The organism is Salipiger bermudensis (assembly GCF_017309175.1).
GTDB classification, from domain to species: Bacteria; Pseudomonadota; Alphaproteobacteria; order Rhodobacterales; family Rhodobacteraceae; genus Salipiger; species Salipiger bermudensis.
Genome location: NZ_JAEKJV010000003.1, coordinates 250470 through 262419, shown reverse-complemented (window position 1 = coordinate 262419; position 11950 = coordinate 250470). Strand labels below are relative to the sequence as shown.

The window sequence follows — 11950 nt, the reverse complement described above, 5'->3', positions numbered from 1 at the left end:
CTCACTCCGCCGGGGTGGCCGACGTCCTGGCCGCCTCGGCTTCGCGCTCCTTCACCTTGTCGTACCAGATCGAGTGGTGCTGGTGTGCCCAGTTCTCGTCGACCTGGCCCGAGCCCATGGCGTCATAGGCGCCCTCCATCCCGACCGTGCCGATATAGATGTGGCCGATGATCACCGCCATCATCAGGAAGGCGACGATGGCGTGCCAGAGCTGGGCGAACTGCATCTCTTCCTGCGGGGCGAGCGCCACCGGGAAGCTCTCGAGCCCGAACCAGCCGGGAACACCCCAGTCGTTTAGGATCGAAAAGGTCTTGGCGAAGAGCGGCAGGTCGTAGGGGAACAGCAGCGACAGGCCAGAGACCGAGACCGAAACGCCGAGCACGATCACCGACCAGAAGATGATCTTCTGACCCGCGTTGAACTTCTTCGCCGGGGGGTGCTTGTCGCCGATGATGCCGCCGGCCTGCGCGAACCAGGTGATGTCCGTGCGGTCGGGCAGATTGTGCCAGACCCACATCACGAAGACCATGACCAGCGCGATCATGAAGGCCCAGCTGACGTTGTTGTGGATGAATTTCGAGCCCGTCAGCAGCACCGAGTTCAACTCGTGGCCGAAGGCCGGGATCAGGAACTTGCGCCCGAACAGCGTGAGCAGCCCGGTCAGCCCCAGAAGGATGAACGAGCCCGCCAGCACCCAGTGGGCGAAGCGCTCGATCCACTTGAACCGCAGCACGGTGGCGCCGGTCTTGCCGCCGTCGATCTTGATGCGGCCGCGCAGCAGGAAGAACACTGCCAGAATCGCGATGGTGCCGAGGAGCAGCCAGCCGCCATAGGTGCGCAGCGGGCCCTCGCGGAACTCGAGCCACCACATGCCGCCGTCCTGCATCAGCACCTTGCCGTTGGGGTTGAGCGTCGTGACGGTCGGGTCGATCTCGTTGTAGCGCATGGCGCGCCAGAGGTCGGGATCGGAAGCGCCCCCGAGGGTGCCAAGCTCCGGCGCCTCGGGCGGCTCGCCGCCGATGTTCTCGCGGCGAAACTCGTCATCCACCTGGATGCCGGCCTGCCGCCGCATGATGTCTTCAAGCGTCTGCGCACCGCCGGTGGCGGTGCGGTCGGGCTCGGGGGGCACAAGGGTATCCTGCGCCGCGACGCCCATCGGGGCGGCGGTCATCAGGACCAGTGCGAAAAGGGCCAACAGATGGCGCAGCATGGTCATCTCCAATGTCGGTCACGCAGGATCCGCGCGGAACGGCGGCCATCGCCGCCCCGCGCGTCTCGTTCAGGCGCTGGCGGGCCCGGGGGCCCGCCGGTCGTCCGGCCTCAGTTGGCCTTCTCGTCGTATGCAGTGCCCCAGCCCCAGGCGCCGGAGCCGAAGCCCCGCGCGACCACACGCTCGCGGTAGATCGACGACACCTCGTCGCCGTCGCCCGCCAGCAGGGCCTTGGTCGAGCACATCTCGGCGCAGATCGGCAGCTTGCCTTCCGCGATCCGGTTGCGCCCGTACTTCTGGAACTCGGCGGCGGAGGTGTTCTCTTCCGGGCCACCGGCGCAGAAGGTGCACTTGTCCATCTTGCCGCGCGAGCCGAAGTTGCCCGCCTGCGGGTACTGCGGCGCGCCGAAGGGGCACGCGTAAAAGCAGTAGCCGCAGCCGATGCACAGGTCCTTGGAGTGCAGCACCACACCGTCTTCGGTCTGGTAGAAGCAATCGACCGGACAGACGGCCATGCAGGGTGCGTCCGAGCAGTGCATGCAGGCGACCGAGATCGAGCGTTCGCCCGGCTGGCCGTCCTGAATGGTCACCACCCGTCGGCGGTTGATGCCCCACGGCACCTCGTGCTCGTTCTTGCACGCGGTGACGCAGGCGTTGCACTCGATGCAGCGTTCGGCATCGCAGAGGAATTTAGCTCGTGCCATGTCTCGCTCTCCTTACGCCGGCATGATCTTGCAGAGGGTGGCCTTGGTCTCCTGCATCTGGGTGACGGAGTCGTAGCCATAGGTCTGCGCAGTGTTGGTGGATTCACCCAAGACGATGGGGTCGGCACCGTCTGGATATTTCGAGCGCAGATCCTCGCCCTCGAAATGACCGCCGAAGTGGAACGGCATGAAGGCGACGCCTTCGCCCACCCGCGGGGTGACCATGGCCATAACCTTGACCTTGCCGCCCTCGGGGCCCTCGACCCAGACATCCGCCCCGTCCCGAACGCCGATATTGTTGGCGTCACGCGGGTTGATCTCGACGAACATGTTCTGCTGGAGCTCGGCGAGCCACGGGTTGGACCGGGTCTCGTCGCCGCCACCCTCGTACTCGACCAGTCGGCCGGAGGTGAGGATGATCGGATAGTCCTTCGAGAAGTCGTTCTTCTGGATCGAAGCGTACATGGTCGGCACCCGCCAGAAGGTCTTGTCCTCGTAGGTCGGGTAGTCCTCCACCAGGTCGCGCCGGTTGGTGTAGAGCGGCTCGCGGTGGACGGGGACCGGATCCGGGAAGGTCCAGACCACGCAGCGGGCCTTGGCGTTGCCGTAAGGGGCACAGCCATGGGCGATCGCCACGCGCTGGATGCCGCCCGAAAGGTCGGTCTTCCAGTTCACGCCGCCGATCTTGTCGGCGAAGTCGGACGGGTAGGGCCCGCTCTGCGATTGCTCTCCGAGATCGGTATTGGTCTCGGGGCGCTGGTCGATATAGCCCGCGACATACTCGATCATGCGCCGCTCGTAGGGCGTGAGATCGCTGTCCCAGCCAAGATCGATCAGCATCTGCATGGTGAACTCGGGATAGCCGTCCTCGATCTCGGACCCGACGGTGTAAGAGCCCTCGGCGAGCAGGTTCTCGCCATTGCGCTCGACGCCGTAACGGGCGCGGAACGGCAGACCGCCCTGCGCCACCGGAAGCGAGGTGTCGTAGAGATTGGCCGAGCCCGGGTGGTTCATCTCGGGCGTGCCCCAGCAGGGCCACGGCATGCCGTAATAGTCGCCATCCGCGGGGCCACCGTTCGCGCGCAGCGTGGTGCGGTCGAAGGTGTGCTGGTTCTCCATGTGCATCTTGAGCCGTTCCGGCGACTGGCCGGTATAGCCCACGGTCCACATACCGCGGTTGAATTCGCGGGTGAGATCCTCGACCAGCGGCTCCTCGCCATTCACCTCGATGTTGCGGAACATGCGATCCGCAAAGCCGAACTTGGTGGCGAACTTGTGCATGATGATGTGATCGGGCAGCGACTCGAAGAGCGGGTCCACCACCTTGTCACGCCACTGGATCGAGCGGTTCGACGCGGTCACCGAGCCGTAGGTCTCGAACTGGGTCGAGGCCGGCAGCAGGTAGGTATTGTCGGTCCGGTCGTGCAGGATCGCGGAGACGGTGGGATAGGGATCGACCACGACCAGCAGGTCGAGCTTCTCCATTGCCGTCTTCATTTCCTTCATCCGGGTCTGCGAGTTCGGGGCGTGGCCCCAGAACACCATCGCGCGGGTGTTGTCGGGCTGTTCGAGGTTTTCCTTGGCCTCGAGCACACCGTCGATCCAGCGGCTGACCGGGATGCCGGTCAGGTTCATCATGGCCTTGTCCTTGCCATCCTTGCCCTGCATCGTGGCAAAGCGGCCCTTGAGCCAGTCGAGATCCTCTTCCCAGACCCGTGCCCAGTGCGCCCAGCTTCCCGCGGTCAGGCCGTAATAGCCCGGCAGCGTGTCGGCGAGCACACCGAGGTCGGTCGCGCCCTGCACGTTGTCATGGCCGCGGAAGATGTTGGTGCCGCCACCGGCGGTGCCCATGTTGCCAAGCGCCAGCTGCAGGATGCAGTAGGCCCGGGTGTTGTTGTTGCCGTTGGTGTGCTGGGTGCCGCCCATGCACCAGATCACGGTGCCGGGACGGTTGTTGGCCAGCGTCCGCGCCACGCGCTCGAGCTGGCTGCCCGGCACGCCGGTGACGCGCTCGACCTCGTCGGGCGTCCAGTTGGCGACCTCGGTGCGGATCTCGTCCATGCCCCAGACGCGGCTGCGGATGAACTCGCGGTCTTCCCAGCCGTTCTCGAAGATGTGCCACAGCAGACCCCAGACCAGCGCCACGTCCGAGCCCGGACGGAAGCGGACGTATTCGTCCGCGTGTGCGGCGGTGCGGGTGAAACGCGGATCGCAGACGATCAGCGGCGCGTTGTTCTGCTCCTTGGCCTTCAGCACGTGCTGAAGCGACACCGGGTGCGCCTCGGCGGGGTTGCCGCCGATGATGAAGATCGCGCGCGACTTGTGGATGTCGTTGTAGGAGTTGGTCATGGCGCCGTAGCCCCATGTGTTGGCAACCCCGGCCACGGTGGTCGAGTGGCAGATCCGGGCCTGGTGGTCCACGTTGTTCGTGCCCCAGTAGGCGGCGAACTTGCGGAACAGGTAGGCCTGCTCATTCGAGTGCTTGGCCGAGCCCAGCCAGTAGACCGAGTCCGGGCCGGAGCTGTCACGGATCGACATCATCTGGTCGCCGATCTCGTCGATGGCCTGTTCCCAGGAGATGCGCTGCCATTCGCCGCCCACCTTCTTCATGGGATACTTCAGGCGGCGCTCGCCATGCGCGTGCTCGCGCACCGAGGCCCCCTTGGCGCAGTGGGCGCCGAGGTTGAACGGGCTGTCCCAGCCGGGCTCCTGCCCGATCCAGACGCCGCCCTGAACCTCCGCCTCGACGGTGCAGCCGACCGAGCAGTGGGTGCAGACGGATTTGACCCGCGTCACGTCGCCGGAGGCCGCGGTCGCGGCGGTGGCCTGGGTCACGGTGCCGCCGGTGGCGGCCACAGCCGCAAGCCCGCCGATCGCCAGACCCGAGCCGCGCAGGAAGGCGCGGCGGTCAACCGAGGCGTTGGTCACCTCGGAAAGGATACTTGTCCGCTGGGGGCGTCGCGCAACCCCGTTGGTCTTTTTCCTCAACATGTTTCTCACTCCCCTTGCGTGCTCGGCCCCCGCATGGTGCCTCGCTTGCTTGGTATTAAAGGTGCCTCGGACAGTCGGGCGTCACGCAACCAGTCGTCCTTGGCGGGAAAACCAGCGTCCGGTCAGAACCGGGCGGCGGCGTAGTAGGCGCGGGTATGCGCGGTGTCCTGGATCTTGGACGATGCCAGGTCGGGCTCTGCGGCCTCTGCCTCGGTGCCGCCGGTGGTGGCGACGGCAACCGCCGCAAGCGGTGCGCCGGTCGAGGCCAGTTTCAGGAAGTCGCGGCGGCTCTTGGCCGACTCGTCGTTCCTCGTCATGGAGAGACCTCCTCTCTCTTGGTTGTGGCGGTTGCCCGCCGGGGTGCGGATCACTCCGCGCTCATCCGGAACGCCTCGGACTCGATTTCCATGAAGGCCCGCCCGAGACGTCCGACCGGGGCATAGAAGACCGAGTTCTTGGCGCCCTCGAGATCCGAATAGAAATGCGCGGCCCAGGGGCCGATATGCTTGTTGAAGAACGTCTTCTGCTGGCCCAGCGTCGCAGGCACCCCGAAGCGGCCGACGATCATCGCGCCCATCATCTCCATCAGCGAGGCGATGTTGTCCTCGGGCTCGAACACGTTCTCGGCACGGGCGAGGCCGCGCGCCGTCATGTCCTGACGCAGCTGCGCCAAGGGCTTCTCGTTGAGAAAACCGGTCAGGTAATACGACGCGTAGGGCAACAGCTCGCCTCGGCCGAGGCCGATGAACAGGCGGTTGTACTCGCTTTCGACCGCCGCGGGCTTGGAGATCTTCGCGACCTTGGCAAGCGTGGTCACCGCCTCGCCCACCGGACTGGCGTCGCCGCTGAGGCCGGCGCACTGGTCGATCAGGCCCTGATCGGCGGGGCGGGCGAGGATCAGGCCGAGGAAGTTATACAGATCGGCGCGCAGGCGATCCTCTTCGGCGATCTTCGGAGCCGGCTTCGCGTCGGTGGTCAGGTCGGGAGCTGCACTCATGGGGGGTCGGTCCGTCATCAGCTGGCCTCGAAGTGGAAGCGCATGCGGCGGGCACTGGCCGGGAGCACGCTCTCTTCCTCTTCGGGCGGGGTGTCGGTTTGGGCGGTCTCGGGCGCTGCAGTTTCGGCCGCGGGCACCTCGAGCGGCGGGATCTCGGGCTGCGTCTCGATGGTGGGGCCCAGCGTTTCCGGCGCGCGCAGCGATGTGGTCTCGGCGGCGAGCTCCGGGGCCTCCTCGGGCGCGGACTCCGCCGCATCGTTCTCGACCGCGTCCTTTGCGACGTAGTCGAGATGTGCCAGCAGGCCCTTGCCGACCTGGTAGGTCGTCTTGAAGTCTGCCGCCGGGGTCACGAAGGTAAAATCCGTGTCGTAGTCGTTGAGCCCGTCGAGGCAGGCCAGCACCGGGTTCGAGCGCCAGAGCGTCCGCAGGGCGCGGTTCTTCAGCCGCTTGGGCAGCTGCGACTTGAGGAACTTCTGCACCATCTCGCCGTCGGTGATGTCTTCCGGCAGCGGCAGGCCGGCCTCCGCCAGCAGCTCCTCGTCGCTGCGCTCGGCGAGCTTGGCCTCCTCCTCGGCGCGCTGGGTCTCGAGCTGGGCGCCGGCCTCGGCCTTCTGCTCGGCCTCGACGGCGGCTTTTCTGCGGGACCAGAAATCTCTCATTGCAGCCGCCCCCGTTTCAGCGTGGGCGAGGCGTAGATGTCGGCGGGCTTGACGATGCGGGGATCGCCGATGCCGTCCTGCTCGCCGTCGACCTTGGCGTTCTTGCGGCGGCGCTTGACGAATTCCTCGTCCTCGTGGTGACGCTCGACGAAATCGCCGACCCAGGCCAGCAGGCCCTGCGGCATCGGCACCTTCTCGACCACGTCCTCGCCGCTGTCGCAGTAATCCTGCGCCTCGTAGGGTGAGGCGGTGACAAGGGCGACCTCGAACGGGTGCTCGCCGACGATCTTGCGCATCACGACATAGACGCTGGGCTCGCGGGCGGTGATGCCGTGCAGGTAGGCTTCGGTCTCGGCACGGTAGAGCTCGAGCGGGACGGTGGCGGCGTGGTACTCGACCGTCTCGCCCTCGCGGCGCAGCTCCCGCCAGTCGGCGGGGCCGGCGCCGGGCAGCACGGCGACCGCCCGCCAGGCATGCTTCGCCCAACGGGTGACCCCGGGCGTGCGGCGAAGCACGACGCCTACGGGCATGTACTGATCGTTGCTCGGGTACGCTGTCACGATGAACCTATTTTCTCCTCCGCCCTGATTGAAACACGTAGCGGTGCCCATGAAAGGGGCAATCGGTACACGGCAGTATTCTTTGTTCGTTCCGGGACAATTTGGGTAGTCCCGAAAGGGGCGGTCAGGGTGCTCGGACAGACTGTCCAACTTGAGTGTTTTGCTTGGGAAAAGTGCCGCAGTGCGGCATGCGAATCAATCGGCCGGGCTTGGGCGGTCACGCCGGGCGGTCGGCGGAAAGCCGCGCGGGAAATTGAGTTGAGGCGCATGTCGAATCGAGGCTAGCTAATCGCCAATCCGTGCGCTCAGGGGCAGGCTCCGGCCGCGCCCGCCAGGAAGGACATCATGACCAAGACCTTGATAACATGCGATTGCATGGGCACCCAGTCGATCGACGCCAAGGCGTTGTCCGAGGCGACGGGATTCGAGGTGACCCCCCCTTGCAAGGCGCTCTGCACCAGCCAGATCGAGCTTGCCGCAAAAGGGTTGACGCAAGGTAATGCGGTGCTCTGCTGCACTCAGGAGGCGCGCACCTTCGAAGCCCTCGCCGCCGAGCTCGAGCTCGAGCCCGCGCCGCTTCTCGACCTGCGCGACCGGGCTGGGTGGAGCGCGGACGAAGGGTCCAAACTACCCAAAATGTCCGCATTGGCGGCGGAGGCGATGTTGCCCGCAGCGCCGGAGAAATCGCTCGACGTGATCTCGGAGGGGCTGTGCCTGATCCTCGGCGCGCCCGAGGTGGCGCTCGAGGCCGCAGACCAGCTTGCGCCTCATCTGGGCGTCACGGTGCTGCTTGAGAGCTCCGACGACCTGCCCGACACCCGCGCCTATGACGTGGTGACGGGACGGCTGCGCAAGGCGCAGGGCGCGCTCGGCCAGTTCCGCGTGACCATCGACGCGCTGCGCATGATCGAGCCCGGCGGGCGCGGCAGCTTCACCCTGACCGAGCCGCGCGATGGCGGCGTGTCCGAGTGCGACGTGATCCTCGACCTGCGCCGCGACGCGCCGCTGTTCCCGGCGCATGAGAAGCGCGAAGGCTACCTGCGTGCCGATCCGGGCCGCCCGCAGGCGGTGGCCGCGGCGGTGATGGCGGCGTCGCATCTGGTCGGCACCTTCGAGAAACCGCTCTACGTGCGGACCGAGCCGCTTCTCTGCGCCCATAGCCGCGCCGGCCAGGTGGGCTGCACCTCCTGCCTCGATCTCTGCCCGACCGGCGCGATCTCGCCCGATGGCGACCATGTGAGCGTCGATCCGATGATCTGCGCCGGCTGCGGCGCGTGCTCCTCGGCCTGTCCCTCGGGGGCGATCAGCTACGACGCGCCGCCGGTGGACCTGACCTTCCGCCGGGTGCAGACGCTGGCCAAGACCTATCTCGACGCCGGCGGCGCCGCGCCGCGCCTGCTGGTGCACGATGCCCACGGGGCCGAGATGATCCGGCTCTCGGCGCGCCACGGCGATGGCCTGCCGGCGGATGTGATCCCGCTCGAGATCCGCGCCATCGGTGCCTTCGGCCATGCCGAGACCGTCGCGGCCCTTGCCGCCGGCTTCGCCTCGGTGACGCTGCTGCCCGGACCCGGCGCCGACCTGCCGGCGCTCGCAACACAGGTGGCGCTGTCGAACGCGATCAGCGGCGGCGGCAAGGTCACGCTGCTCGATACGCCTGATCCCGACGCCATGTCGGCGGCGCTCTATGGTGAAGAGGCCCCTGCGCCGGTCGCGACGCCGGTGCGCCCGATGGGCACCCGGCGCCAGATCACCCGTCAGGCCGCCCGCGCCCTGCACCCCGAGGCCGAGAGCCTCGCGCTGCCCGAGGGCGCGCCCTATGGCGCGGTGCTGGTGGATCAGGACGCCTGCACGCTGTGCCTGTCCTGCGTTTCGCTCTGCCCCTCGGGCGCGCTTGGCGACAACCCGGATCTGCCGCAGCTGCGCTTCCAGGAGGATGCCTGCCTGCAATGCGGGCTCTGTGCCAATGTCTGCCCCGAGGACGCCATTGCCTACGAGCCGCGGCTCCTGCTCACCGACGAGGCCTTCGACCAGAAGGTGCTGAACGAGGAAGAGCCTTTCGCCTGTGTCGAGTGCGGTACGCTCTTCGGGGTGAAATCGACCATTGACCGGATCACCGAAAAGCTTCAGGCCCATCCGATGTTCGACGGCGACAAGCTGCGGATGATCCAGATGTGTGACGACTGCCGCGTCAACGCGCAGTATCATTCCGAAAACAACCCCTTCGCGGTGGGCGAGCCGCGGCGTCCGCGCACCACGGACGATTATCTCAGCAAGCGGCGCGACCACTGAGCGCGCCACACAGGGAGGCCGATATGAGCGACGATTTCAACATGTCCATGCGCAAGTTCCTCAAGCAGGTGGGCGTCACCTCGCAGCAGGCCATCGAAGAGGCCATGCGCGAGCAGGACACCGCCGGCAAGACCTTCAAGGTCAAGGCGGTGGTGACCATCGAAGAGCTTGGTCTGACCCACGAGGTCGACGGCGAGATCAAGGGACAGGAGTAAACCTTGCCAGCCAGCAGAGAGACGGTTCAGGCCGTCCTGAAAAGCATCGCCGACCCGGTCGCGGGCGGCGATATCCTGTCGAGCGGCGTGGTTCGCGCGCTGAATGTCGATGAGGCGGGCGCGGTGCGTTTCGTCATGGAGATCCCGCCGAGCGCCAGCACCGCCTATACCAAGATCAAGGACGAGGCCGAGGCGGCTCTGAAGGCCACCGAGGGTGTCACGGGAGTGTCGGTCGTGATGACCGGCCACACCGAGAAGGCGCCGCCGGAGTTGCGCACCCGCAAGGCCGAGCCGCAGGGGCCGCAGAAGATCCCCGGCGTCAACCACATCATCGCCATTGCCAGCGGCAAGGGCGGGGTGGGCAAGTCGACCGTGTCGTCGAACCTTGCTTGTGCGCTGGCACAGCAGGGCCGCCGCGTGGGCCTGCTCGATGCCGATGTCTACGGGCCGAGCCAGCCGCGGATGCTGGGCGTCTCGGGCCGCCCCGCAAGCCCCGATGGCAAGACCATCCTGCCGCTGCGCAACCACGGCGTCACCATGATGTCGATCGGCCTGATGACCAACGACGATCAGGCGGTGGTCTGGCGCGGGCCGATGCTGATGGGCGCACTGCAGCAGATGATGACTCAGGTGCAGTGGGGCGCGCTCGACGTGCTGCTCGTTGACCTGCCGCCCGGCACCGGCGACGTGCAGATGACCCTGAGCCAGAAGGCGCAGGTCGATGGCGCCATCGTGGTCTCGACGCCGCAGGACGTGGCGCTTCTGGATGCGCGCAAGGGCATCGACATGTTCAAGCAGCTCAACGTGCCTCTGCTCGGCATGATCGAGAACATGTCGACGCATATCTGCTCGGCCTGCGGCCACGAGGAGCATGTCTTCGGCCATGGCGGGGTCGCTTCCGAGGCGGCCAAGCTCGGGGTGCCGTTGTTGGCCGAGATCCCGCTCGACCTGCAGATCCGCCTTGCCTCCGATGGCGGCGCGCCGATCGTGGTGAGCCAGCCCGATAGCGGTCAGGCCAAGGCGTTTCACGACGTCGCCGCCGCGCTGGTGGCGAAGGGGGTGGCATGAGCGAGGCCGACGCGCTGGCCTTTCCGCCGCTGCTCTGGGGCGAGGAGGTGTCGACCGATGCCTTCGACCACGCCTGCCAGCGGGCGCTGCTGGGCTGCGACGCCGGGCTGGTGGCCCATCGCGTCAATGCCAGCGTCGCGCAGGCGGCGCTGGTCTTTGCCCCCGAGGTGCCGCTGGCCAAGGCCATGGCGATGCTGCCGCTCTGCGGTGTGGGGTTCCAGAACGCGCTTGGCGTGATGGCCCCGCCCGAGGTCGCGGTGCATCTCGACTGGGACGGCGGCATCCGCGTCAACGGCGCAGCCTGCGGGCGCTTCCGGGCGATGGCCTCGACCGCCGATCCCGCCGCCGTGCCCGACTGGCTCGTCATCGGCTTCACCCTGCCGCTGATCCCGGCCAGCGACCGCCCCGGCGACACGCCGGACCAGACCTCGCTTTATGCCGAGGGCTGCGCCGAGGTGTCGCCGCACGCGCTGATCGAGGCTTGGGCGCGGCACAGCCTCAACTGGATCAACCGCTGGGACGAGGAGGGCAGCCGCGCCCTGCATTCCGAGTGGCGCGGTCTGGCGCAGGACATGGGCGAAGAGATCACCCGAGATGGCCTCACCGGCACGTTCCTCGGCGTCGATGAGGATTTCGGCATGCTGCTGCGCGACGGTGAGACCACCCATCTTATCCCGCTGACAACCGTTCTGGAGCCCGCCCCATGAAGCTTGCCCGCGCCATCCATTTCGACGAGAGCGACATGCGTGTCTACGCCTCGCCCGCCCGCACCGGCGAGTGGTGCATCTCCGGCGGGTTCGAGTTCTCCAACTGGACCGAGGGCGACCTGACCGGCAAGCCGCGGCAGGCCTTTGCCAATGGCTGGCTCGGTCTCGAGACCTTCGGCCGCGCGACCTTTGTCGCCGTCACCGCGCTGGAGCCGGCCGAGCTTGAGGCGCTGACCGACCTGCTGGCGGAGCACTTCGTCACCTATTACGGCGCACCCTCCGCCGAGGCCGCCCGGCCCGTGGCGCAGGAGGAGATCGGCCAGATGGTCGAGCTTTGCGAGGATCACGCGCCCAACACCCTGTTGACCGTGGCGCGCGAGTTGACCGAGTCCGGCGTGCGCGAGGCCTACCGCGTGATCGAGTCCAGCGACGCCGGGCTCGACCAGTTCGCCATTCACGGCTCGCTCGACGACGAGCCGCACCACCACTGATCCGCGCTGACCGCGTGCCGGGGCCGTGCTAGGCTCGGCCCCGATGAGCTTCAGGA

The 11950-nt window shown here is 67.2% G+C and carries 12 protein-coding genes; 5 read left to right on the top strand and 7 right to left on the bottom strand.

Annotated features, from left to right (window positions below; genetic code table 11):
- Position 1: 1 nt before the first annotated feature.
- The 7 genes from JF542_RS06035 to JF542_RS06005 form a co-directional block, all read right to left on the bottom strand.
- On the bottom strand, positions 2 to 1210 hold the full coding sequence (locus JF542_RS06035; protein ID WP_040545845.1) for a formate dehydrogenase subunit gamma: 1209 nt from the start codon (positions 1208 to 1210) through the stop codon (positions 2 to 4).
- A 110-nt stretch (positions 1211 to 1320) separates the two neighbouring features.
- On the bottom strand, positions 1321 to 1914 hold the full coding sequence (gene fdh3B, locus JF542_RS06030; RefSeq protein WP_007802716.1) for a formate dehydrogenase FDH3 subunit beta: 594 nt from the start codon (positions 1912 to 1914) through the stop codon (positions 1321 to 1323).
- Positions 1915 to 1926: 12 nt separating this feature from the next.
- Complete coding sequence (locus JF542_RS06025) at positions 1927 to 4905, bottom strand: formate dehydrogenase subunit alpha (RefSeq protein WP_040545711.1); 2979 nt, start codon at positions 4903 to 4905, stop codon at positions 1927 to 1929.
- Positions 4906 to 5027: 122 nt separating this feature from the next.
- Positions 5028 to 5222, bottom strand: a complete 195-nt coding sequence (locus JF542_RS06020; RefSeq protein ID WP_007802718.1) for a hypothetical protein — start codon at positions 5220 to 5222, stop codon at positions 5028 to 5030.
- Between the two features lie 50 nt (positions 5223 to 5272).
- Complete coding sequence (locus JF542_RS06015) at positions 5273 to 5902, bottom strand: TorD/DmsD family molecular chaperone (RefSeq protein WP_007802720.1); 630 nt, start codon at positions 5900 to 5902, stop codon at positions 5273 to 5275.
- Between the two features lie 17 nt (positions 5903 to 5919).
- Positions 5920 to 6561, bottom strand: a complete 642-nt coding sequence (locus tag JF542_RS06010; protein ID WP_207075121.1) for a DUF3306 domain-containing protein — start codon at positions 6559 to 6561, stop codon at positions 5920 to 5922.
- On the bottom strand, positions 6558 to 7091 hold the full coding sequence (locus tag JF542_RS06005; protein ID WP_007802724.1) for a DUF3305 domain-containing protein: 534 nt from the start codon (positions 7089 to 7091) through the stop codon (positions 6558 to 6560). The genes JF542_RS06010 and JF542_RS06005 overlap by 4 nt, the downstream gene beginning before the upstream one ends.
- 375 nt (positions 7092 to 7466) lie before the next feature.
- Between JF542_RS06005 and JF542_RS06000 the strand changes: the two genes are divergently transcribed.
- Genes JF542_RS06000 through JF542_RS05980 form a run of 5 tightly spaced genes read left to right on the top strand, consistent with a single transcriptional unit; the run spans position 7467 to position 11894 of the window.
- Positions 7467 to 9413, top strand: a complete 1947-nt coding sequence (locus tag JF542_RS06000) for a 4Fe-4S binding protein (protein WP_207075120.1) — start codon at positions 7467 to 7469, stop codon at positions 9411 to 9413.
- Between the two features lie 23 nt (positions 9414 to 9436).
- Complete coding sequence (locus JF542_RS05995) at positions 9437 to 9628, top strand: DUF6494 family protein (RefSeq protein WP_007802728.1); 192 nt, start codon at positions 9437 to 9439, stop codon at positions 9626 to 9628.
- A 3-nt stretch (positions 9629 to 9631) separates the two neighbouring features.
- Positions 9632 to 10696, top strand: coding sequence for an Mrp/NBP35 family ATP-binding protein (locus JF542_RS05990; RefSeq protein ID WP_207075119.1), 1065 nt, complete (start codon positions 9632 to 9634; stop codon positions 10694 to 10696).
- The gene (locus tag JF542_RS05985; RefSeq protein ID WP_207075118.1) at positions 10693 to 11403 is read left to right on the top strand and encodes a DUF4444 domain-containing protein; all 711 of its coding nucleotides are present in this window, start codon (positions 10693 to 10695) and stop codon (positions 11401 to 11403) included. The genes JF542_RS05990 and JF542_RS05985 overlap by 4 nt, the downstream gene beginning before the upstream one ends.
- Positions 11400 to 11894, top strand: a complete 495-nt coding sequence (locus JF542_RS05980) for a DUF6505 family protein (protein ID WP_007802734.1) — start codon at positions 11400 to 11402, stop codon at positions 11892 to 11894. The genes JF542_RS05985 and JF542_RS05980 overlap by 4 nt, the downstream gene beginning before the upstream one ends.
- Positions 11895 to 11950: the final 56 nt, after the last annotated feature.

Bases quoted from the DNA above. Each gene is read 5' to 3' on its own strand.
- JF542_RS06035 (WP_040545845.1), bottom strand. From the start codon at position 1,210: ATGCTGCGCCATCTGTTGGCCCTTTTCGCACTGGTCCTGATGACCGCC.
- fdh3B (WP_007802716.1), bottom strand. From the start codon at position 1,914: ATGGCACGAGCTAAATTCCTCTGCGATGCCGAACGCTGCATCGAGTGC.
- JF542_RS06025 (WP_040545711.1), bottom strand. From the start codon at position 4,905: ATGTTGAGGAAAAAGACCAACGGGGTTGCGCGACGCCCCCAGCGGACA.
- JF542_RS06020 (WP_007802718.1), bottom strand. From the start codon at position 5,222: ATGACGAGGAACGACGAGTCGGCCAAGAGCCGCCGCGACTTCCTGAAA.
- JF542_RS06015 (WP_007802720.1), bottom strand. From the start codon at position 5,902: ATGAGTGCAGCTCCCGACCTGACCACCGACGCGAAGCCGGCTCCGAAG.
- JF542_RS06010 (WP_207075121.1), bottom strand. From the start codon at position 6,561: ATGAGAGATTTCTGGTCCCGCAGAAAAGCCGCCGTCGAGGCCGAGCAG.
- JF542_RS06005 (WP_007802724.1), bottom strand. From the start codon at position 7,091: ATGCCCGTAGGCGTCGTGCTTCGCCGCACGCCCGGGGTCACCCGTTGG.
- JF542_RS06000 (WP_207075120.1), top strand. From the start codon at position 7,467: ATGACCAAGACCTTGATAACATGCGATTGCATGGGCACCCAGTCGATC.
- JF542_RS05995 (WP_007802728.1), top strand. From the start codon at position 9,437: ATGAGCGACGATTTCAACATGTCCATGCGCAAGTTCCTCAAGCAGGTG.
- JF542_RS05985 (WP_207075118.1), top strand. From the start codon at position 10,693: ATGAGCGAGGCCGACGCGCTGGCCTTTCCGCCGCTGCTCTGGGGCGAG.
- JF542_RS05980 (WP_007802734.1), top strand. From the start codon at position 11,400: ATGAAGCTTGCCCGCGCCATCCATTTCGACGAGAGCGACATGCGTGTC.